This window comes from Aeromonas sp. S18(2024), assembly GCF_041402525.1.
Classification (GTDB): Bacteria; Pseudomonadota; Gammaproteobacteria; order Enterobacterales; family Aeromonadaceae; genus Aeromonas; species Aeromonas enteropelogenes.
Genome location: NZ_JBGLQV010000003.1, coordinates 36,604 through 56,635 on the forward strand (window position 1 = coordinate 36,604; position 20,032 = coordinate 56,635).

The 20,032-nt window shown below is 57.6% G+C and carries 18 protein-coding genes; 4 read left to right on the forward strand and 14 right to left on the reverse strand.

The features are described 5' to 3' along the window. Window positions 1-44: 44 nt before the first annotated feature. The 8 genes from fabF to yceD form a co-directional block, all read right to left on the reverse strand. On the reverse strand, window positions 45-1,286 hold the full coding sequence (fabF, locus tag ACB034_RS06440; RefSeq protein WP_371172394.1) for a beta-ketoacyl-ACP synthase II: 1,242 nt from the start codon (window positions 1,284-1,286) through the stop codon (window positions 45-47). A gap of 82 nt (window positions 1,287-1,368) precedes the next feature. After that, window positions 1,369-1,605, reverse strand: a complete 237-nt coding sequence (gene acpP / locus ACB034_RS06445) for an acyl carrier protein (RefSeq protein WP_005300909.1) — start codon at window positions 1,603-1,605, stop codon at window positions 1,369-1,371. A 157-nt stretch (window positions 1,606-1,762) separates the two neighbouring features. Beyond that, window positions 1,763-2,497, reverse strand: a complete 735-nt coding sequence (gene fabG / locus ACB034_RS06450; RefSeq protein ID WP_026457725.1) for a 3-oxoacyl-ACP reductase FabG — start codon at window positions 2,495-2,497, stop codon at window positions 1,763-1,765. 13 nt (window positions 2,498-2,510) lie between these two features. Beyond that, a complete protein-coding gene (fabD, locus tag ACB034_RS06455; RefSeq protein ID WP_371172585.1) occupies window positions 2,511-3,446 on the reverse strand; it encodes an ACP S-malonyltransferase in 936 nt (311 codons plus the stop codon). Window positions 3,447-3,517: 71 nt separating this feature from the next. Continuing rightward, window positions 3,518-4,477, reverse strand: coding sequence for a beta-ketoacyl-ACP synthase III (locus ACB034_RS06460; protein ID WP_124239327.1), 960 nt, complete (start codon window positions 4,475-4,477; stop codon window positions 3,518-3,520). A gap of 7 nt (window positions 4,478-4,484) precedes the next feature. Beyond that, complete coding sequence (gene plsX, locus ACB034_RS06465; RefSeq protein WP_371172395.1) at window positions 4,485-5,504, reverse strand: phosphate acyltransferase PlsX; 1,020 nt, start codon at window positions 5,502-5,504, stop codon at window positions 4,485-4,487. Window positions 5,505-5,513: 9 nt separating this feature from the next. Further along, complete coding sequence (gene rpmF, locus ACB034_RS06470) at window positions 5,514-5,681, reverse strand: 50S ribosomal protein L32 (RefSeq protein WP_026458762.1); 168 nt, start codon at window positions 5,679-5,681, stop codon at window positions 5,514-5,516. A gap of 19 nt (window positions 5,682-5,700) precedes the next feature. Further along, on the reverse strand, window positions 5,701-6,222 hold the full coding sequence (yceD, locus tag ACB034_RS06475; RefSeq protein WP_042070015.1) for a 23S rRNA accumulation protein YceD: 522 nt from the start codon (window positions 6,220-6,222) through the stop codon (window positions 5,701-5,703). Window positions 6,223-6,340: 118 nt separating this feature from the next. Between yceD and ACB034_RS06480 the strand changes: the two genes are divergently transcribed. After that, window positions 6,341-6,922, forward strand: a complete 582-nt coding sequence (locus ACB034_RS06480) for a nucleoside triphosphate pyrophosphatase (protein ID WP_371172396.1) — start codon at window positions 6,341-6,343, stop codon at window positions 6,920-6,922. A 99-nt stretch (window positions 6,923-7,021) separates the two neighbouring features. Here the strand turns inward: ACB034_RS06480 and rluC are convergent, their stop codons facing one another. Continuing rightward, the gene (gene rluC, locus ACB034_RS06485; RefSeq protein ID WP_371172397.1) at window positions 7,022-7,966 is read right to left on the reverse strand and encodes a 23S rRNA pseudouridine(955/2504/2580) synthase RluC; all 945 of its coding nucleotides are present in this window, start codon (window positions 7,964-7,966) and stop codon (window positions 7,022-7,024) included. Between the two features lie 412 nt (window positions 7,967-8,378). Here rluC and rne point away from each other — a divergent pair, with 412 nt between their 5' ends. Then, window positions 8,379-11,420, forward strand: a complete 3,042-nt coding sequence (gene rne / locus ACB034_RS06490) for a ribonuclease E (protein ID WP_371172398.1) — start codon at window positions 8,379-8,381, stop codon at window positions 11,418-11,420. 867 nt (window positions 11,421-12,287) lie between these two features. On the opposite strand, the gene ACB034_RS06495 is transcribed toward rne, so the two are convergent. The 4 genes from ACB034_RS06495 to apbC all read right to left on the reverse strand — a co-directional run bounded on the left by ACB034_RS06495 (window position 12,288) and on the right by apbC (window position 16,627). After that, window positions 12,288-13,757 carry an inorganic phosphate transporter gene (locus ACB034_RS06495; protein ID WP_371172399.1) on the reverse strand — a complete coding sequence of 490 codons (1,470 nt, stop codon included), beginning with the start codon at window positions 13,755-13,757 and terminating at the stop codon, window positions 12,288-12,290. Window positions 13,758-14,144: 387 nt separating this feature from the next. After that, on the reverse strand, window positions 14,145-14,726 hold the full coding sequence (gene dcd / locus ACB034_RS06500) for a dCTP deaminase (RefSeq protein ID WP_041207718.1): 582 nt from the start codon (window positions 14,724-14,726) through the stop codon (window positions 14,145-14,147). A 63-nt stretch (window positions 14,727-14,789) separates the two neighbouring features. Then, window positions 14,790-15,434: a uridine kinase gene (gene udk, locus ACB034_RS06505; RefSeq protein ID WP_026457952.1), complete on the reverse strand. Its 645-nt coding sequence runs from the start codon at window positions 15,432-15,434 to the stop codon at window positions 14,790-14,792. 110 nt (window positions 15,435-15,544) lie between these two features. Next, window positions 15,545-16,627, reverse strand: coding sequence for an iron-sulfur cluster carrier protein ApbC (gene apbC, locus ACB034_RS06510; RefSeq protein ID WP_042026256.1), 1,083 nt, complete (start codon window positions 16,625-16,627; stop codon window positions 15,545-15,547). A 186-nt stretch (window positions 16,628-16,813) separates the two neighbouring features. Between apbC and metG the strand changes: the two genes are divergently transcribed. Together metG and ACB034_RS06520 are read left to right on the forward strand one after the other, a co-directional pair. Further along, window positions 16,814-18,847 carry a methionine--tRNA ligase gene (gene metG / locus ACB034_RS06515; RefSeq protein WP_371172400.1) on the forward strand — a complete coding sequence of 678 codons (2,034 nt, stop codon included), beginning with the start codon at window positions 16,814-16,816 and terminating at the stop codon, window positions 18,845-18,847. A 191-nt stretch (window positions 18,848-19,038) separates the two neighbouring features. After that, entirely contained in the window at window positions 19,039-19,674 is a 636-nt protein-coding gene (locus tag ACB034_RS06520) for a glutathione S-transferase family protein (protein WP_342016498.1), read from the forward strand. Window positions 19,675-19,723: 49 nt separating this feature from the next. On the opposite strand, the gene yccX is transcribed toward ACB034_RS06520, so the two are convergent. Next, window positions 19,724-19,996 carry an acylphosphatase gene (yccX, locus tag ACB034_RS06525; RefSeq protein WP_026457925.1) on the reverse strand — a complete coding sequence of 91 codons (273 nt, stop codon included), beginning with the start codon at window positions 19,994-19,996 and terminating at the stop codon, window positions 19,724-19,726. Window positions 19,997-20,032: the final 36 nt, after the last annotated feature.

A 20,032-nucleotide genomic window follows, 5' to 3' on the forward strand; every position in this document is an offset into this window, starting at 1 on the left:
CCGATACCGTCAGTATCGGGCCCCTGTCATTGCCCTTCGGCAAATTATACGCGTTTGAAGATCAGTGAACCATTAGTACCGCCAAAACCGAAGGAGTTGGAGAGGGCGTACTCGAAGTTCCCCGGCTTGGCCACGTGAGGAACCAGATCCAGATCACACTCCTCATCCGGGTTATCCAGGTTGATGGTCGGCGGCGCGATCTGATCACGCAGTGCCAGCACGGTAATGATGGCCTCAATGGCGCCCGCAGCCCCCAGCAGGTGACCGGTCATGGATTTGGTGGAGCTGATCATCAATGACTTGGCATGCTCGCCGAATACCTCTTTCATGCCACGCAGTTCTGCAACATCGCCCAGTGGAGTGGAGGTACCGTGCGCGTTGATGTAACCGATCTGCTCGGGGGCGATCCCGGCATCCTTGATGGCGTTCTTCATGGCGCGAGTACCACCATTGCCATCAGCGGGAGGCGCTGTCATGTGATAGGCATCGCCACTCATGCCAAAGCCAACCAGCTCGCCATAGATCTTGGCGCCACGGGCCTTGGCATGTTCGTACTCTTCCAGCACCAGTACACCGGCACCGTCACCCAGCACGAAACCATCGCGATCCTTGTCCCACGGACGACTCGCCTTCTGCGGCTCGTCGTTGCGGTTGGAGAGCGCCTTGGCTGCGGCAAAGCCGCCCATCCCCATCGGGGTGGAAGCCTTCTCGGCCCCACCGGCGACCATCACGTCCGCATCGCCATAGGCGATCATCCGGCCGGCCATGCCGATGGCATGAGTGCCCGTGGTACAGGCGGTGGTCACGGCGATGTTGGGGCCCTGCATGCCTTTCATGATAGAGAGATGACCGGACACCATATTGATGATGGTAGACGGCACGAAGAAGGGGCTCAGCTTGCGGGGGCCACCGTTGACCAGGCTGCTGTGGTTCTGTTCGATCAGACCCAGGCCACCGATGCCGGAGCCGATGGCCACGCCGACACGCTCGGCATTCTCTTCGTTGATAACAAGGCCAGAATCATCCAGTGCCTGGATACCGGCGGCCACGCCGTATTGAATGAAGAGATCCATCTTGCGAGCTTCTTTACGGTTGATACCGTACTGCTCGGGATCAAAATCTTTGACCTGGCCGGCGAAACGGGTTGCAAACTCGCTGGCATCAAAGTGTTCGATGGGGGAAATGCCGCTCTGCCCGTTGAGCAGGGCTTGCCAGCTGGATTCAGCAGTGTTGCCCACCGGGGAAAGCATCCCCAAGCCGGTCACCACGACTCTGCGTTTTGACACTGAGGTAGTCTCCGAGAGGTGTTTTGAAAGGGAACAAATATAAAAGAAGCGGCCCTTGGGCCGCTTCCTTCAGAACAGGAAATTATTCCTGATTAGCGGTGATGTAGTCGATAGCCGCTTGAACAGTGGTGATCTTCTCGGCTTCTTCATCAGGAATTTCGGTATCGAATTCTTCTTCCAGCGCCATTACCAGTTCAACGGTATCCAAAGAGTCAGCGCCCAGGTCGTCGACGAAGGAGGCAGCGTTCTTAACGTCTTCCTCTTTAACACCCAGTTGTTCGATGATGATTTTCTTTACGCGTTCTTCGATGTTGCTCATGACCTGAATTTTCCTTTAAAAATACGCTATTGCGTCTGGTTGGGGTAGTTTATTCAATTGCCGTGAGTTTGCAAGTAGCTTGCCGCTGGTCAAACCACGAAATGTGCCAAACTTCGGCGTACTATCGCAAATTTGAACAGATCTCACGACAAATTGATTACACCATGTACATCCCGCCATTAACATGCAGGGTTTCTCCAGTGATATAGGCGGCATCATCAGATGCCAAGAATACCACAGCGGCGGCAATTTCTTTTGGATCACCCAAACGGGCGGCAGGTACCTGATTCATGATGCCTGCACGTTGCTCCTCATTCAGGGCACGGGTCATGTCGGTTTCGATGAAACCGGGCGCAACCGCGTTCACTGTGATGCCACGGGATGCCACTTCCCGCGCCAGTGATTTGGTGAAGCCCACCAGGCCAGCCTTGGCGGCGGCATAGTTGACCTGACCGGCATTACCCATGGTTCCCACAACGGAACCGATGCTGATGATGCGACCATGGCGCTTTTTCATCATGGCACGCAATACCGGCTTGCTCAGACGGTACAGGGAGGTGAGATTGGTGTCGATGATCTCGTTCCACTCGTCATCCTTCATCCGCATCAACAGGTTGTCACGAGTGATCCCCGCGTTGTTGATCAGGATATCGATGTCGCCAAAGCGTTCCTTGATAGCCGCGAAGACGCCTTCGATGGATTCCTGGCTGGTCACGTTCAGTGCCATGCCGCAACCCTGCTCACCCAGATAGGCGCTGATCGCCTCGGCGCCGCTCTCGCTGGTCGCCGTACCGACTACTTTTGCACCACGGGCGGCAAAAGTTTCAGCAATCGCACGACCGATACCACGACTGGCACCGGTGACCAACACAACCTTATCGGTAAAGCTCATTACTTGCTCCTGTTTACTTGGACTGGGCCAGCGCCTGCTCGAAAGAGGCGGTATCGTTGGCGTGGATACCTTCCACCCGCTTGTCGATGCGCTTGGCGAGCCCGGTCAATACCTTGCCCGGACCCATCTCGATCTCGAGGGTGATCCCCTCATTGGCCATCCGCTCCACAGTCTCGGTCCAACGTACCGGGCTGAACAGCTGACGCACCAGGGCTTGTTTGATGGCGACCGGATCCTGTTCGCAGGATACGTCGACATTATTGATGACCGCGATGCTCGGAACCTTGATCTCGATCCCGTCCAGCGCAGCGGCCAGTTTTTCGGCGGCCGGTTTCATCAGGGCGCAGTGGGATGGCACGGAGACTGGCAGCGGCAGTGCACGTTTGGCACCAGACTCTTTCATCAGCACGTTGGCACGCTCGACGGCCTCCTTGTGGCCGGCGATCACCACCTGACCCGGAGAGTTGAAGTTGACCGGAGAAACCACCTGCCCCTCTGCCGCTTTTTCGCAGTTGGCGGCGATGGCGTCGTTGTCCAGGCCGATGATGGCGGCCATGGCACCGGTGCCTTCCGGCACGGCTTCCTGCATGGCCAGACCACGCAGCTCGACCAGCTTGACCGCGTCGGTAAAGGCCAGCGCGCCACTACACACCAGGGCGGAATATTCGCCCAGGCTGTGACCGGCCATCACGGCGGGAGCTGCCCCACCCTGTTGTTGCCACAGACGCCACAGGGCGACGGATGCGGTCAGCAGGGCTGGCTGGGTACGCCAGGTTTTGTTCAGCTCTTCGGCCGGACCTTCCATCACCAAGGTAAACAGATCGTAACCCAGCACCTGGCTCGCCTCGGCGAAGGTTTCCTTGATCACGGCGTGTTGTTCGGCCAGTTCGGCCAGCATGCCAACAGACTGGGAACCCTGTCCCGGGAAGGCAATGGCAAATTGGGTCATCATTGATTCCTTTTAGCTAAGACAAAAATGAAATCGGTTACGGGATGTCGCCAAGGGCATCCCGCAGAAGATCAGAGGCGAACCAGCGCCGAACCCCAGGCAAAACCACCGCCGAAGGCTTCCAGCAAGACCAGTTGGCCCGGCTTGATGCGACCGTCCCTAACCCCTTCATCGAAGGCGATAGGAACGGAGGCGGCAGAGGTGTTGCCGTGCTTGTCGAGGGTCAGTACCACCTTGTCGAGGCTCATGCCAAGCTTCTTGGCGGTGGCGCTGATGATACGGAAGTTGGCCTGATGGGGAACCAGCCAGTCCAGCTCGCTCGGCTCAACGCCAGCGGCAGCCAGCGTCTCGGTCACGATCTCGCTCAGACGGGTGACCGCGACCTTGAACACATCGTTGCCTTTCATATACATGTAGGCTTCAAGCTCGGCGCCCGGCATGCCACGACGGGGGTGGGGCAATTTGAGCAGGTCGCCATAGCGGCCATCGGCATGCAGATGGGTGGAGAGGATGCCGGGGGTTTCGCTGGCACCAATCACCACGGCCCCTGCCCCATCACCAAACAGGATGATGGTGCCACGATCTTCGGGATCGCACATGCGGGACAGCACATCGGCCCCAACCACCAGTACATGGCGAGCGGCACCGGATTTGACGAATTGATCGGCAATGGAAAGCGCGTAGGTGAAACCGGCGCAGGCGGCCGCTACATCGAATGCGGGAATGCCCGGCACGCCGAGCAGGCCCTGCAGCTCGCACGCTGCCGCGGGAAAGGCGTTTTCGGCACTGGTGGTTGCCAGCACTATCATGTCGAGATCGGCGGCGGTCAAACCTGCCGCGTCCAGGGCGCGCAAGGCGGCCTGGTAGGAGAGAGTCGCAACCGTTTCGTCGGCACCGGCGATGCGGCGCTCACGGATCCCGGTGCGTTCCACGATCCACTCATCACTGGTCTCAACCATCTGCTCGAGATCGGCGTTGGTGCGCACAGAACTCGGCAGATAGCTGCCAGTACCCAGAATTTTGCTATGCATAGAGTTCTTATAGGTCCCTGTCGGAGAAGACAGCTTCAAGGCGATCTGCTATTTGCAGTGGGAGTTGATGTTTGGCCTCTTGTGCGGCCAGCAGGATCGCATTACACAGGGCGCGTCGTTCGGCCCGCCCATGACTTTTTACCACAATGCCGCGCAATCCTAACAGACTTGCGCCGTTATACTGGTCGGGGTTCAGGTAATAAAAACGCCGTTTGAACAGAAATCCTGCGATCCGGCCAAGAAAAGTACGCTTCTTGCGGGGATATCCGGCCAGTTCGGCCATCATCCTCACTACCCCTTCCGCCGTTTTGAGGGCAACATTGCCGACAAACCCGTCGCATACAATGACGTCGCTATCGCCGCTGAAGATGCGATCTCCCTCGACAAAGCCAACATAGTTGAGGGCGGAGCACTGACGAAGCAACTCGGCGCTGTGGCGCACCAGATCATTGCCCTTGATCTCCTCCTCGCCAATATTGAGCAAGGCAACCCGGGGGGCAGCAATGCCCTCGACCTTCTCAGCCACCACAGACCCCATCACCGCGAATTGCAGCAAGGTATCGGCATCGCAACTGACGTTGGCCCCCAGATCCAGCATCACGGTACGTTTGCCACTCAAGGTGGGCAGCGCCTTGATAAGAGCTGGACGGTCGACGCCGGGCAGGGATTTGAGCACACATTTGGCCATGGCCATCAGGGCGCCAGTGTTGCCGGCGCTGACGCAGGCATCGGCTTCGCCGGATTTCACCAAGTTGAGCACGACCCGCATGGAGGAGTCTTTCAGGGTACGCAGCGCCACGATCGGCTTGTCGCCCATTCCCACGACCTGGGAGGCATGCACGAAACGAACGCGAGGGTGATTGAGCAAGCCATGTTGCTGCAGCAGTGAGGAGGTCTGGTGTTGCTCACCGACCAGAATAAGCTTTAGCTGGGGTAAAAGAGACAGTGCCTGCACGGCGGCAGGCACTGTTTCCGAGGGGCCAATATCTCCCCCCATGATGTCTAGCGCGACAGTTTGCGTAGACAAAGGCAATCCTTAAGCGATTACCTTTTTACCGCGGTAGAAACCATCGGCAGTCACGTGGTGACGACGATGGGTTTCGCCACTGGTCTGATCAACAGTCAGGGCAGCGGTGGTCAGCGCATCGTGGGAACGACGCATGCCACGCTTGGCACGGGTTTTACGGTTCTGTTGTACGGCCATTGTAGGCTAACTCCTAAATTCACTTACGTTTAAGCTCTTCAAGAACTGCAAAGGGATTCGGCCGCTCATCAGCAGGTTCGATTTCACCCCAGGTCATCTCCATGTTGCCTCGCGGGCACGCATCCAGAGAATGCATGGCCACTTGAGGCAACGAGAGGATGAGTTCATCCTCCAGGATTTGATGAAGATCTATCTCGCCGTTTTCGTCCAACTCAATGGGCTCATAAGCTTCCGGCAGTTCTTCCTCGTTTGTTCTTTCGAACAGCGGAGTGTAGATAAATTCAGCTTCACAGAGATGTTCGAAAATCTCCCCGCAACGTTGGCAAACCAGGTCAACCTTGGCATGGGCAGTGCCTTTCATAACGGTCAACTTCTGGACATCTTTGCCAAAGTGCAGTGATACCTCGATATCACTCTGCAAGCCAGCGGTTGATTCCTCCAGCCTGGGCATCTGCGACTTTTCCACTATCCCGACATAATCGAGCAGCTTCGAGGCACTACGGACTGGATCAACCTTAACGGGCAACTTCACCTTTTGCATAGGGCGCGAATAATATAGGTCTAACAACTGATAGTCAAAGGAAAAAGTCCTTACCGCCGATGATTTTAACCTCACAAGTCCCTAGAATGCCGGTACTCGTTCTCATCGGTACCTGATTATGCCACAGAATCTGATCCTCGCCTCAACTTCTCGTTATCGCAAAGCCTTGCTGGAGAAGCTCGGTCTCCCCTTTGAATGCGCAGCTCCCGAGGTAGATGAATCCCCCCTGCCCGGTGAAACCGCCGAAGCGCTGGTGGCTCGCCTTGCCTACGCCAAGGCTGCGGCTATTGCCAATCGGGTTGATCATGGCTTGATTATCGGTTCTGATCAGGTGTGTGTATGCGATGGTCGTATCCTCGGCAAACCGGGCACAGTTGACAGCGCTGTTGCCCAGCTGATGGCGGCGCAGGGACGCAGTGTTACCTTCTACACCGGACTCTGCGTACTGGATGCCGTTTCCGGCCGCGCCGAACAATTGGTAGAGCCCTTTACCGTCCATTTTCGTACTCTGGGCGAGGATGCCATCCGGCGTTATGTGGAGGCCGAGATGCCACTCGACTGTGCCGGCAGCTTCAAGTGCGAAGGAATGGGAATAGTGCTGTTCAAAGGGCTGGAGGGACGCGATCCCAATGCGCTGATCGGCCTGCCGCTGATCGGCCTGATCGAGCTGCTAGAGCGCCACGGTCTTGCCCTCCCCTGATCTCATGACTCGGCATAAAATGCCACAAAATAAAACGGGAGCCCAGGCTCCCGTTTTTTGATCAGTGACGACTCGAAAAGAGCGAGCCGGATATTGGCATCAGCGAGGCAATCCGTTCAGGAAGGTGTCGAGCTCGGGGGAAAGCGGCGCCTCGACCTGCATCTCGCGGCCATCGGCTGGATGGGTAAAAGTCAGCTTCCAGGCATGCAAAAAGAGACGTTTCAGCCCTTGGTTGCGCATTTTCTCGTCAAACGCGGCTTCTCCATACTTATCATCACAGGCGATCGGGTGACCGGCATGCAGGGTATGGACACGGATCTGGTGGGTACGACCGGTGATCGGACTACACTCGACCAGGGTCGCCTCGGCGAATTGACGCACGATCCGAAAACGGGTTTCCGACGGCTTGCCATCGGCACTGACCCGCACCACCCGCTCGCCAGATTGCAACTCATTTTTGCGCAGCGGCGCATTCACCACCCTGACATGTGACTGCCACTGGCCACGTACCAGCGCCAGATACTGTTTGCGCATGGTCTTGACCCGCAGCTGTTCGTGCAGACTGCGCAGGGCACTGCGCTTCTTGGCGACCAGGAGCACACCTGAGGTATCGCGATCGAGACGATGCACCAGCTCGAGGAAACGGGCTTCAGGGCGCAGCGCGCGCAGCCCTTCAATCACGCCGAAACTGAGGCCACTGCCGCCATGCACCGCCATACCGGAAGGCTTGTTCAGTACGATCATGGCATCGTCTTCAAACAGGATCTGACTCTCGAGGCGCTGGATAACCCCAAGGTTGGCCGAGGGCAGCTCATTTTTTTCGGCCACACGCACGGGGGGCACCCGCACTTCGTCGCCCGCGCAGAGTTTGTACTCCGGTTTGATGCGCTTTTTGTTTACCCGCACTTCGCCTTTGCGAAGGATGCGATAGATCAGGCTCTTGGGGACGCCCTTTAGCTGAGTCTTGAGAAAATTATCGATGCGCTGCCCGTCATGCTCAGCTTCGATGGTGAGCAGCTGCACTTGTTGATGTATCTGTGTCATGGCGCGGATTTTAACACTGCCTGAGCCCCTTGGCTGCATGGTTTGTTGAAAAATGGCGCCTTGCTATAAAAGAGGTTTAAATGGGATAATAAACAAGGTTTTGTCATTGTGTTCAAGCCTTGTACTAAGTGGCCAAAAAGTATGCCACCCAATCCCGAAACACCGTGTATACAAGAACATGTCGGTTCCCGGGTGCGAGGTACAACGCATGGAGAACACAAACATCACCTTTAATTTGTCTCCACTGCGGCATCCGTAACGTCCCTTCTCGAGAAGTGATGACCAGAGCGCCCTCAGTTTGCGCCTCATGCATACCCCAACCGGGAGGTTGCCCCAGTATGCTGAAGACCCGAGGCCGGCGCCGGCAGGACCCAGGTGGAGGAAATCAAAATGACACAATAATGAGAACTCAATGAAAAGAATGCTGATCAACGCAACTCAAGAAGAGGAGTTGCGCGTAGCGCTGGTTGACGGACAACAGCTCTACGATTTGGATATTGAAAGTCCGGGACACGAGCAGAAGAAAGCGAACATTTACAAGGGCAAGATCACCCGCGTAGAACCCAGTCTCGAAGCTGCTTTTGTCGACTACGGCGCCGAGCGCCACGGTTTCCTGCCTCTCAAGGAAATCGCCCGCAATTACTTCCCCTCCGGTTACTCCTATCAGGGTCGTCCCAACATCAAAGAAGTGGTCCGTGAAGGTCAGGAAGTTATCGTCCAGATCGACAAGGAAGAGCGCGGCACCAAGGGTGCAGCCCTCACTACTTTCATCAGCCTGGCCGGTAGCTACCTGGTACTGATGCCGAACAACCCCCGCGCCGGTGGTATCTCCCGCCGCATCGAGGGTGACGAGCGGACCGAGCTGAAAGAAGCCCTGAGCGGACTGACCGTGCCGGACGGCATGGGCCTCATCGTGCGCACCGCCGGTGTGGGCAAGTCTCCGGAAGAGCTGGAGTGGGATCTGAATGTTCTGCTCAACCACTGGGACTCCATTCACAAGGCCTCGCAACAGCGTGCCGCTCCCGTGCTGATCCACCAGGAAAGCAATGTGATTGTGCGCGCCATTCGTGACTACCTGCGTCGTGATGTAGGCGAGATCCTGATCGACAACCCGGTGATTTTCGAGCGTGCCAAGGCTCACATCGAGCTGGTTCGCCCCGATTTTCTCAATCGTGTGAAGCTGTACAAGGGCGAAGTTGCCCTGTTCAACCACTTCCAGATCGAGAGCCAAATCGAGTCTGCCTTCCAGCGTGAAGTGCGCTTGCCCTCCGGCGGCAGCATCGTCATCGATCCGACTGAAGCTCTGACCTCCATCGATATCAACTCCTCCCGCGCCACCAAGGGTGGCGATATCGAAGAGACCGCTCTGCAGACCAACCTGGAAGCGGCCGACGAGATCGCTCGCCAGCTGCGCCTGCGCGACCTGGGTGGCCTCATCGTCATCGACTTCATCGACATGACTCCGGTTCGCCATCAGCGCGAAGTGGAGAATCGTCTGCGTGAAGCCGTACATCAGGACCGTGCCCGCATCCAGCTGGGCCGTATCTCCCGTTTCGGTCTGCTGGAGATGTCTCGCCAGCGTTTGCGTCCCTCCCTCAACGAGTCCAGCAGCCACATCTGCCCCCGTTGCCAGGGCCAAGGCGTGATCCGCGACAACGAGTCACTGGCTCTGTCCATCCTGCGTCTCATCGAAGAAGAGGCGATGAAGGACAACACCGAACAGGTGCATGCTCAGGTACCGGTCGATGTGGCTGCCTATCTGCTGAACGAAAAGCGTTCCTCCATCGCCAGCCTGGAACAACGTAACGATGTTCGCGTCTACATCATTCCGAATCAGCATCTGGAAACGCCGCACTATGAAGTGACGCGCATCCGCCAGAGCGAGATCCCGGAAGGGGCCAGCTACGAGCTGAAAACCGAAATTGCCAAGCCGGTCTATCAGCCCAAACAGGCTCAGGTGATCGAACGCGAGCAGCCGCTGCTGCAAGGCTTTGCCCAGCCGACTCCGCCAGCACCTGTCGCCCAGCCGCAAGCGGCCGCGACCGTGGCGACTCCGGCACAGAGCAGTGGCTTCTTCAGCAAGCTGTTCAAAGGGATCGCTGGTCTGTTTGGTAGCGAACCAGCATCTGCTGATGTGAAAGCGCCTGCCGAGAAAGCGGCCGCAGGTCGTGAGACGCGCAACAAGGAAGAGGGTCATCGTCACCAGCGTGAAGAGGGCCGTGGCCGTGGTCAACGTGGTCGTCGTGATGACAATCGCGGTAACCGCAACAATGCCGATGCGTCCGAGAAGCGTGACAACGCCGGCCGTGATAATCGCGAAGGAAGCGAAAACCGCAACCGTCGTCCTCGCAAGGAGCGTGAACCGCGTCAGGATCGTGAAGTACGCACTGAACAGCGTATGGAACGTGAACCTCGCGAGCCGCGTCAGGAACGCGAACAGCGTGAACCTCGTGCCCCGCGCCAGCCTCGTGCCCCGCGCGAACCCCGCGCGGAAGTGATGGTTGACGCCGTAGAGACCGCTGCCGTTGCCGCTGAACCGCGTCAGGAAAAAGAGCAGAAAGTGGCCGAGCGCCGCGAACGTCGTCAACTGCGCAAGCAGATCCGTGTCGATGTTGCTGCCGCTGACACCCCTGCCCTGCCGGTTGAGGACGTTCAGGCTGCCGCCGTGGAAACAAATGTTGCCCACGAGCAGGATGAGCAGGCCGAAGGCCAGCGCCGTTCCCGCCGCACTCCGCGCAACCAGCGCATTGAAGGCCAGCGTCGCAAGCGCATTAACGAAGAGGCTCGCAGCCAGCGTGATGAAGAGCCGCAGGCCGAAGTGACAATGACTGCTGCGGCCCAATCCGATGCAGCCCAGGTCAAAGTGGAAGAGCCTGCAGTACCGGTGATCACCATTCCGAGCGCCGAAGCTGTTGCCGCAGCCCTCCAGGCCTCTGCCGCGCTGACCGAGCATGTGGTCGCTGAAACCATCGCGGAAGAAGCTGCCGACAAGGTGGAAGCCACTGTTGCTGACACTCAAGCAGAAACTGCCGAAGTTGTTGTAGATGCAGCTCCTGAAGCCGTTGCCGCCTCCTCCGAGGTCGAGAGCGTAAGCGTGGTTGAGGCTGTAGAAACCGCAGAGGTTGAAGAGCCGGTTATCGCAGCTGCGCCTGTGACTCCTGTTGTGGTAGAAGAAGTTTCCGCACCCGTTGTCACCACAACCGAAGAGGTTGCTGTGGAAGAAGCGGAACCTGCTACGACCATCACCAAGCAGGTTATGCACGGTGCTGGTTTGCTGGCGCGCGCCCGCAAGGCATCTGCGCCGATGGCTACTCCGGCCGAAGCCCCTGCCCTACCTGCCCGCGAGCCAGTTGATTACCCGCCGCTGGTCCGCAGTGAGGTCAGCAGCTCAGGTCGCCATGGTGGCAGCACCGCTGCCGTCAACGTGGCATCCTGCCCGGCTGGTCGTCCGTAATCATTAAATCAGCAAGTCTGATTTGCAAAGAGCCACTCCCCGGAGTGGCTCTTTTTATTTGTCGCACAGTTAACTTTGGCCAAATATCAGTTTTGTCCTGTTGGATACGGTACCTGCCACCTGCTTTGATTTGATCATCCAAGTACTACTGCGCCGGTGCCTCGGATCAGGCTCCCCTTTCCCATCCCTCAGGTCTTCACTATTAACTCTCATCATCTTGCCAATCGCTCCCGACTCTTTACTGTTTGGCCTTGTTAGAGAGCATTGAGGTTTCAGGTCTTGGTTTAAAATATTGTCATCAACATTTAGTTTGTTGGCATATATTAGGATTCCTTTCGACACATCTCTGTTCTCGGCCCCCCTTCCAAATCAACAACATGGCTGATGATGGATGATAACCAGTGGCGAGTTTCAATGAGTAGTCCAGTGCATCTCCTATCGATGAATTTGGGCCATTGATATGAAATAACAAACACGGAAATGGCTCGGCAGGAACATCATCTAGCCCTTCAGTTTCGACTCTTCGCTACATACGGCCGTCACACATACAGAACGAACTGTGCCGCACGTTCAGCCTCTGCCGACAAGGCAATCTATTTTCGCCGCTAACCAACTCACCTCTACTCTCTCCTCACAACACCCCTGTGGCCATTCAAGTCTTATCCTATGATTTCCTTCCCCTTGCCTTATCACCATCGTGAAAGACCTGGAAATTAGGAGTCCCCTCTTGTCGCCAAGTAAAAGCAATCTGACAACCAAGTCAATTAAAAGCTGTCTGCGCTTTTGAGAGGGTCAAGGCATCGACTGCTCTCAAGCTGTGGACAAGAAAAAGGGCCCGCAGGCCCTTTTATAAAATTACGTTGCTGTTCAACCAAACAAATGATTGCTGATAATGAACAGACCACCGGAGAGCAACATAGTCAGCGGTAGGGTCAGCACCCAGGCCATCAGGATGGTCTTGATGGTCTGGCTCTGCAGGCCGGACTTGTTCGCCACCATGGTGCCCGCAACCGCAGAAGAAAGGATATGCGTAGTGGATACCGGCATGCCGGTCAAGCTGGCGACCCCGATGGAGCTGGCTGCGGTGATCTGGGCCGCAATGCCCTGGCTGTAGGTCATACCGGAGGAACCAATCTTCTCTCCCACGGTGTGAACGATGCGGCGCCAGCCCACCATGGTGCCGCACCCCAGCGCCAGCGCGATGGAGACGATGACCCAAGTCGGTGCGTATTCGGCGGTCGCGGTCAGATCCTTGCGCCACTTGGCCAGATCGGTCAGCTCCTTGGCCGGCAGCGGCAGTTTGGAGACCTTACGAGCAGTATCGTCGATACAAAGCAGCAGACGGCGCACTTCACGACGATCACTCGGGCTCAATTGATCGTAAGTACGCACGGCGTCAAGTCGGGTATCCAGCGTCGCCATCGCCTGCAAGGCACTGTCGGCAGAGCAGTGAGTCAACAGCTCTTCCTTGCTGGCTGCCGGCGCCGAGAAGTTGATCACCTCGCCCAAAGCCGCCTGATTGCGCTCATAGATCTCCATGATGCGATGATTGGCATCCTGGGTCCGATCCAGATCGTAGGCGCGGCTGTTCATGTCCAGCGCGAAGTAGGCCGGCGCCATGCAGATGAGCACCAGCATCACCAGACCGATCCCTTTCTGACCATCGTTGGAACCATGTACAAAGCTCACCCCCATGGCCGACGCAACCAGGGTGAGACGAGCCCAGAATGGCGGGTGCTTTTTGCCATCGACCAATTGACGCTCTTCCGGCGTTTTATGGATTTTGTTGCTGGTCCAGATACGCTTCATTGCCAGCAGCAACAGGGCCGCGACGATAAAACCGATGGTAGGAGAGATGATGAGGGAGAGCATGATGTCGATGGCCTTGCCCACGTTGATCCCCTGGGTCACCGGTTTATGGCTGATCCAGGCATAGGCACCGCCAACCCCGAGAATGGAACCAATCAAGGTGTGGGAGCTGGATGCCGGGATCCCGAAGAACCAGGTGCCCAGGTTCCACACGATGGCGGAAAACAGCAAGGAAAACACCATGATCAATCCCTGGGTGGAATCCATCCCGAGCAGCAGATCGATGGGCAGCAAGTGAACGATGGCGTAAGCCACCCCCAGGCCACCAAACATGACACCAAAGAAGTTGAAGATCCCGGAGGCAACAACCGCCAGATGAGCGGGCATTGCCTTGGTATAGATCACCGTTGCTACCGCATTGGCGGTATCGTGAAAGCCGTTGATGAATTCATAGGCCAGCACAAAAAAAACGGCCAATACCAAACCGATTGACCACCACAAACCCAAACCACTGAACATTTCAAACATAAAAAAAAGCCTGTTTATGAGTTGCGGCGGATTATGCCAGATGGCGGCCAACGCCATAGCCACCCGTGAAATATTTCAGCCATAAAAAAAAAGAGCATTTTTCATCAGTACAGCTTAGGTACAGGTTCCATGCGGCCTGTCGAGGATTAATTAAATCAACCAATCATTGCTTAAAACGCGTTATTTCATGTGTTTTCTAATTAAAAAACGCTTTTTTTTACTATTTATAAATCCCAAAACGACCTAATCAAGGTCATAAAACGCACAGCAAAACATCTTTTGTTGCTGGCCGTGTCTCCTTTGATGACCCCTCATTCCCATGGTTGTCGACAGCCGGATACAAAAAAGGAGCACTGAGTGCTCCTTTTCATGTTATCTGCCGCCACCTCAATCCTGGTTGATACGGCTCGCAACGGCGCCCTGCTGGCTCTTGTACTTGGCATTTTCCCGTTTGTTGTAGGGACGTGCCGCAGTCCCCGAGAGCATCTCGAAGTTCAGCGCGCCGATCTTCATCTTGGGACGCAGCGCCAGCGGCAGCTTGCCGCCGTTGTAGAACTCCAGCACGATGCGGCCGGACCAGCCCGGATCGATACGGTGTGCGGTAACGTGCACCATGAGACCAAGGCGCGCCAGCGAAGAGCGACCATCCAGCCAGCCGACGATATCCGCAGGCAGGGTAACGGATTCATAAGTCACAGCCAGCGCCAGCTGACCCGGGTGCAGATAGAAGGCTTCGCCATCCGGAATGTGGATCTCGTCGCTCATCACCCGATCGATGGCGTCGGCCATTTCACTGCTCGGGCCGCTCAAATCGATATAGGGGGCTGTGTGATCGCGAAATACCCGAAACTCGTTGCCGAGCAGCACATCGACGCTGACGCCACTGATCCGCTCCACACCGGGTCTGGGTTCGATGACGATCTTGCCTTCATCCAGATGACGTTCGATATCGGTATCACAAAGACGCATTGGGCGACTCTCCTGACAAATTATTCATTTAAAAAAGCCGGGCATCACCCGGCTTGTTTCATCTTAACCAATCAACATGTGGCGGATACGCGCCTTGAGCATGTCGATCGCGATACGGTTCTTGCCGCCACGGGGCACGATCACATCGGCATACTGCTTGGAAGGCTCGATAAACTGCAGGAACATGGGGCGCACGGTTTTCTGGTACTGCTTGAGTACGGAATCCATGGTGCGGCCACGCTCCTGTACGTCGCGCACCAGACGACGCAGCAGGCAGATATCCAGCGGGGTATCCATGAAGATGGAGGCATCCATCAAATCGCGCAGACGGCTGTCGGTCAGCAGCAGGATCCCTTCCAGAATGATCACCTTGCGCGGCGCAAAGCGGGTCACTTCACTCATCCGTGTGTGCTCGGAGTAGGAGTATTGCGGGATCTCGACTCCCTCCCCCTTGAGCAGAGAACCCAGGTGCTCTACCAGCAGGCTGTGATCCATGGAGCTGGGATGGTCATAGTTGGTTTTGACCCGCTCTTCCATGGTCAGGTGGGATTGATCCTTGTAGTAGCAATCCTCGGAGATGACACCGATTTCCCCAGCCCCCAGCTCAGCCACCAGCTCTTCATAAATGGTCTGGGCGATAAGACTTTTACCGGACGCAGACGCGCCCGCAATACCGATGATCACACACGAATGTTGAGTATCAGACATGACAAATACCTAAAAGAGAAGAGCTGTGGGGATGATTTAAACCGATCCATTATATGAAAAAGGGTGGGCCATGCCCACCCTCAATTCCTTTTCAAGCTATCGACAGCCGATTAATCACCCAGCGCCCGGGTGTAGAGGGGGGTCGCAATCGGTTTTGCGCTGAAAAAGAGTTCAGCCCCTACCCTGCGGGCCAGCTTCAGATAGGCCTGAGCCAGGGTGCCTTCCGGCGCACCGAACACGGTCGGACAGCCATCATCCATGTGCTGGCGAATGTCGATGTGCAGCGGCATCTGGCCAAGCAGCGCCACATGATACTGCTCCGCCATCTTCTGGCCACCGCCGGTGCCAAACAGCGGTTCGTGATGACCGCAAGCGCTGCAGACGTGGTAGCTCATGTTCTCTATGATGCCGAGCACGGGTACATCGACTTTGTTGAACATGGCCACCCCCTTGCGCGCATCGGCCAGCGCCACATCCTGCGGCGTGGTGACGATCACCGCCCCCGAGGTGGGAACCTGCTGGGCCATGGTGAGCTGGATGTCGCCGGTGCCTGGCGGCATGTCCACTACCAGATAATCCACTTCGCCCCAGCGCGTTTCACCCAGGATCTGCGCCAGCGCCTTGCTCGCCATAGGACCGCGCCAGATGGTGGCGTCCTGCTCGGCAACCAGATAGCCGATGCTGTTGCTCTTGAGGCCGCACGCCATGACCGGCTCCATCATCTTGCCGTCATGGCTGACGGGTCGCTCCTTGAGGGTACCCATCATGGTGGGGATGGAGGGGCCATAGATATCCGCATCCAGAATGGCGACCCGCGCCCCCTCCTTTTGCAGTGCCAGCGCCAGGTTGACGGCGGTGGTGGACTTGCCCACCCCCCCCTTGCCGGAGGCGACAACGATGATGTTGCGAATGCCCTGCACCGCCGCCAGACCCTGGGCCCGCGGCATGCTGGCGACGTCTATCTCAAGTTGCCAGTCGATGCGGGAGACCCCGGTCGCCGTGCGTAGCCTGGCGTCGAAGTCCTCCTTGAGCTGCTCGAGCAGCGAGAGACCGGCAAAGGGCAGCACCAGCCGAATGGTGAGCCCCTGATCTTCATGGATGATCTCGCGCACGAAGCCGGCATCGACCAGATCCTTGTGCCAGCCGGCTGGCTTAAATTCGGCGAGGATCTGTTTTACTGAATCAATCACCATTAACTCCTCATTATCTCGTCATTATCTTGAGGTGAACGGTTACCGCACACAAATCAGTGGCTTGCCTGCCGCGCTCAACACGGCGTCCACCGGGCGGGGCAGCGCCACAACCCTAGGCAGGCTACCCCCAATTCGGGTAACATGCACGGCACTGTATCATCCCAACAAGCACATCAAGAACGTATTATGGCAACTGATCCTCGTACAATGCTGGTAACCTGCGCCCTTCCTTATGCCAATGGCTCCATCCACCTCGGCCACATGCTGGAACACATCCAGGCCGATATCTGGGTTCGTTATCAGCGAATGCGCGGTCATCAGGTCCACTTCATCTGTGCCGATGATGCCCACGGCACCCCGATCATGCTCAAGGCGCAGCAGATGGGGATCACCCCGGAAGAGATGATTGCGGCAGTTTCCCAGGAGCACCAGGCCGATTTCGCCGGCTTCAACATCAGCTTCGACAACTACCACTCCACCCACAGCGAAGAGAACCGCGAGCTGGCGAGCCTCATCTACACCCGCCTCAAAGAGGCCGGCAAGATCAGCAGCCGCACCATCTCCCAGCTGTTCGATCCGGAAAAGGCCATGTTCCTGCCGGATCGCTTCGTCAAAGGTACCTGCCCCAAGTGCAAGTCTCCGGATCAGTACGGTGACAACTGCGATAGCTGCGGTGCCACCTACAGCCCGACCGAACTGATTGACCCGAAATCCGCCGTCTCCGGCGCGACCCCGGTGATGAAGGACTCCGAACACTTCTTCTTCGACCTGCCCCAGTTTGAAACATGGCTGGCCGGCTGGGTACGCGGCTCCGGCGCCATCCAGGAAGAGATGGCCAACAAGATGCAAGAGTGGTTCGAAAGCGGCCTGCAGCAGTGGGACATCACCCGCGACGCCCCCTACTTCGGCTTCGAGATCCCGGGTGCCCCTGGCAAATACTTCTACGTCTGGCTGGATGCCCCCATCGGCTATATGGCGTCGTTCAAGAATCTGTGCAACAAGCGCGGCGACATCGATTTTGACAGTTACTGGAAAGCAGATTCCGACGCCGAGCTCTACCACTTCATCGGCAAGGACATCGCCTACTTCCACTGCCTGTTCTGGCCGTCCATGCTGGAAGGGGCGGGTTTCCGCAAGCCGACCAAGGTCAACGTACACGGCTATGTGACCGTCAACGGCGCCAAGATGTCCAAGTCCAAGGGCACCTTCATCAAGGCTTCCACCTACCTGAACCACCTGGATCCGGAGTGCCTGCGCTACTACTACGCAGCCAAGCTCAACAGCCGCATCGACGATCTGGACTTGAACCTTGAAGACTTCGTGCAGCGCGTCAACGCCGACGTGGTCAACAAGCTGGTCAACCTCGCCTCCCGTAACGCCGGCTTTATCGCCAAGCGCTTCGACGGCAAGCTGGCCGCCACCTGTGCCGAGCCCGAGCTCTATGCCGAGTTCGCCAACGCCCGCACCGCCATCAGTGAAGCCTACGAGAGCCGCGAATTCAGCCGCGCCATCCGCGAGATCATGGCCCTGGCCGACAAGGCCAACCGCTATGTGGACGACAAGGCCCCCTGGGTCATCGCCAAGCAGGAAGGGGCAGATGCCGAGCTGCAAGCGGTCTGCTCCGTCGGTATCAACCTGTTCCGCGTGCTGATGGCTTACTTGAAGCCCGTCATGCCGCAGCTGGCCGAGCGCGCCGAGGCTTTCCTGGGTGAGACCCTGACCTGGGACGGCATCGCCGCCCCGCTAGTCGACCACACCGTCGCCCCGTTCAAGGCGCTGTTCTCCCGCATCGAACCGGCCAAGATTGAAGCCATGATCGACGCCTCCAAGGAGGATCTGGCCAAGGAGCAGGCGCCGAAAGTAACCGGTCCCCTGGTCGACGATCCTATCAGCGAGACCATCGCCTACGACGACTTTGCCAAAATTGACCTGCGCGTGGCGCTGATCAAGAAGGCCGAAGCGGTGCCGGAAGCGGACAAGCTGCTGAAACTGCAGCTCGACATCGGCGGCGAGACCCGCCAGGTGTTCGCCGGCATCAAGTCCGCCTACAACCCCGAAGATCTGGAAGGCAAGCTGACCGTGATGGTGGCCAACCTGGCCCCGCGCAAGATGCGCTTTGGCATGTCCGAAGGCATGGTGCTGGCTGCCGGCCCCGGCGGCAAGGATCTCTGGATCCTGGAGCCCCAGGAAGGCGCCCAGCCCGGCATGCGCGTCAAGTAAACGCGATTTCACATCCCATTCAAAGAGAGGCCCGTGGCCTCTCTTTTTTCATGCCAGCGCCGCTGCGCCAAGGGCTAACAAGAAGACTTGCCCTCCTCCCTCGCGGATGGTTGTCGCCATCGTGCAATTTGCCTAGACTGGCGGTTCTCGTCGGGTCGTCGATCCGTCATTCATCACGGCAAGGAGTAAGCATGATCACCTTATATGGAACCCCTGTCAGCCGGGCACTGCGCGTCTCCTGGTTGCTGGAAGAGCTGGGTATCGAGTGGCAGTTCCAGTTTCTCGACTTTGCCAAGGGGGAAAACCGCAGCGACTGGTTTTTGACCCTCAACCCGAGCGGCAAGATGCCGGTGATCAAGGATGGGGAGTTCGTTTTGACCGAATCTGCCGCCATCATGCAGTACCTGGCCGAGGTCTACGGGCCAGAGTGGCTGCCAGAGAGAGGGACGCAGGCCTCGGCGCTGCACGCCCAGTGGGTCAGTTTCATCACCTGCGAGCTGGAGCAGCCGCTGTGGACCATCGGCAAGCATCGCTTCGCCCTACCCGAGGCCCAGCGCCTGCCGGCCATCTTCCCCACCGCCAAGTGGGAATTTGACAAGGCAGCTGCCATTGCCGAATCCTGGGTGCCTGAGCAGGGCTACCTGCTGGGGGAGCAGATCACCATCGCGGATCTGCTGCTGGCCCATACCCTGATGTGGGCGACCCGCTTCGAGCAGAGCATACCACCAAAACTCGCGGCCTATCGGGATCGCCTGGCCAAGCGCCCGGCCCTGCAGGCGGTGCTCGCCAAGACTCAGGCCATCGCCGACGCCGCACAGGCCAAATAATGCAAACAAAAGCGGGAGCCCACGAGGCTCCCGCTTCCTTTCGTCGATCTCAATTGGTATGAAAGCCCTGTCCCTTGGGCGGCGGCGCCTCTTCATACTCCATCCGGGTCACCCTGGCGGTACGCGGGCCATGCTCCAGCCAGCCCAGCATCATCTGTACCCCCTGCGTTGGACCGCAGATCAGGATCTCCACCGAGCCATCTTCCAGGTTGTAGGCATGCCCTCGCAAGCCCAGTTGCAGGGCGCGCTCGCGAGTGAAATAGCGAAACCCGACGCCCTGAACCTGTCCCCACACCCGAATGACAAACGATTGCTCTCCCATTTCTCACACCTTCTGCTTAAGGAATTGGCTGCCAAG